Origin of the sequence: Synechococcus sp. H70.1 (assembly GCF_047502705.1) — a bacterium.
In the GTDB taxonomy this organism is placed as follows: domain Bacteria; phylum Cyanobacteriota; class Cyanobacteriia; order Thermostichales; family Thermostichaceae; genus Thermostichus.
The window spans coordinates 1-2040 of record NZ_JANSIV010000008.1 but is presented as its reverse complement, the minus strand read 5'-3'; the positions used below and the strand labels follow the sequence as shown (position 1 = coordinate 2040).

The 2040-nt window shown below is 57.4% G+C and carries 2 protein-coding genes; both read right to left on the bottom strand.

Going from position 1 to position 2040, the window contains the following annotated elements:
• Window positions 1–73 precede the first annotated feature (73 nt).
• The gene (locus NW827_RS00285) at window positions 74–1138 is read right to left on the bottom strand and encodes a spermidine/putrescine ABC transporter substrate-binding protein (RefSeq protein WP_414403681.1); all 1065 of its coding nucleotides are present in this window, start codon (window positions 1136–1138) and stop codon (window positions 74–76) included.
• Window positions 1139–1313: 175 nt separating this feature from the next.
• Window positions 1314–2040: CHAD domain-containing protein (locus NW827_RS00280; RefSeq protein ID WP_414503197.1), on the bottom strand; the 727-nt coding region annotated here is incomplete at its 5' end.

Here is a 2040-nt window from a genome sequence, read left to right as displayed (position 1 = left end):
CCAATCTGGCTCAGATATTAAAAAGTGTCAAGTTTTGTGTCGAGAGCTAACAAGGTGAGGTCGACAAGGATCCCTAGCTGCTTTTGACGGCAGTCCAGACAGCGTCTACGAGACGGAGCTCCTCCTGGGACAGCACTTTGAGGTACCTCAGCCTAGCAAAGGTTGCCTCATCGGGATAGATAGCTGGGTTTTGGCGATCCTGCGGGTTAATCTTAGGTAGGGCGGCAGCATTGGGGGTGGCAAAGCGGTTGTAGTTGCTCAGTTGGGCGCCAATTTCCGGCTCCAGAAGGAAGTTGATGAAGCGGTTGGCCAGCTCCGGGTTAGGAGCTTTGGCTGGGATGGCCATCACATCTAGCCAGATGTGAGCGCCCTCGCGAGGGACAAAGTAGCCAATGTTGGGATTTTCCTCAGCAGCTTGCAGGGCATCGCCGCTGTAGACAACTGCCACGTTGGCTGTTCCAGAGACCAATTGATTTTTGCCGCCCACCCCGCCAATAAGGCCAGCGCTGCGGCGTTTGGCTTGAATTAACAGCTCCTGAATCTGCTGCAGCTCCGAGGGAACGGTAGTGTTGGGGTCAAAGCCTAGATAGAAAGCAGCCGCCGCCAGCATAGAGCGCATCTCGTCGATCATGACAAAGGGGCCGTACTGCTGCTTGGGATCAAAGATCAGCCCCCAGGAGCGCTCAAAGTTTTCCGGCAGGCGGTCTTTGCGGTAGCCAATGCCGGTGGTGCCCCACTGGTAGGGAACCGTGTAGGTGTTTTCTGGGTCAAAGGGCAAGCCGACAAACTTCTCCCCCAAGTTGCGGAGATTGGGAATCAGGGCTTTGTTGAGAGGCTGCAGCAGGCCCAGCTCCACCATGTTGGGCACAACGTAGTCCGTGGGCACGACGACGTCGTACTGGCTCACGCCGCCCCCCCGCAGCTTGGCAATCATGTCCTCGTTGGACTCGTACACACTTACCACCACGCGGCTATTGGTGGCTTTCTCAAAGGCAGTGAGAATGGCCGGGTCAATGTATTCCGACCAGATGTAGAGTTGAAGGGTTTGTTTTTGGGCAGCCGTTCTCAGGGGCCAGAAGAAAAGCAGAACCCCTAGACAGCAAAGCAAGGCAGTGGCCCTGGCGATTCCCTTTTTCATGGGCATTTTCAGAGAAGGGGCAGGAAGCTACCGGGCAGGTGGCGGTGAAGGTGTCAGGACGTCCTCGGTGAACAAAAGCCGACCTCCCCTAGCGTTGACACAAAAGCAGGTCTCAACGCCGTCCCTGCAAATTAGCAGGCCATAGACTGAGAGCAGGCTTGTCCACCCCTACGCCCTAGCCTACCACCTGAGCTTCCCCGTTGCTGCTTTCCCTAGCCGAGAATAGCAGTTGATATAGCCGCTGCTGCTCAGCGGGGTTGCAGTAGCGCTGTTGCTGCGGGGGCCAGTCCTGGAGAGCCAGCTTCTGCTGCTGCTGCAGCCAGTTTTGCAGACTTAAGTCGGCAGGTAACTTGGCCCGCAGAACTTGCAAATCGTGAAAGCGGCCCAACTGTTCCTGCAAGCCCTTGAGGGTCTTCACCCAGTCTTGGAGGGCCTCCCCGTAGAAAGGAGCAAAAAACTCTAGCTGGTAGCGCAGGCGTTTGGTAGCTTTGCGCAGGTCGTGCAGTTGTTCAGCCTGAACTTCAGTTTCCGGGAAGGCCGGGATCCGCCAGCCCGGCTGCAGGAACCAGGCAGCCAGCAAAGGGGCCAACAGGTGAGGTAAGCTCTCCTGCAGGGAAAGCTGGGCCGCAGGCCGGTAGCGAGGGGAAACCAGCCACTCTTCGCAAGCGGCCTGGAACTCAAGGAAGTCTTCCTCTGTCAAAATGCGGCGGGAGTGTTTCTCAGCTTGGGCTTGGCGCCGCTGCAGCTTTTCCCTCAGCTCCTCCAGCTCCCCCTGCTGGTCTGCCGGGATTTGCTGCCAACAGGGCTCCTGGAGGATTTCCAGTAACACGTCCAAATCCCGCTGCTGACCCAGGGTTCTGGTCAACTTTTGCAGACGTTTGGGCTTGAGTGGCTTGGGCAGG

Bases quoted from the DNA above. Each gene is read 5' to 3' on its own strand.
- NW827_RS00285 (WP_414403681.1), bottom strand. From the start codon at position 1,138: ATGAAAAAGGGAATCGCCAGGGCCACTGCCTTGCTTTGCTGTCTAGGG.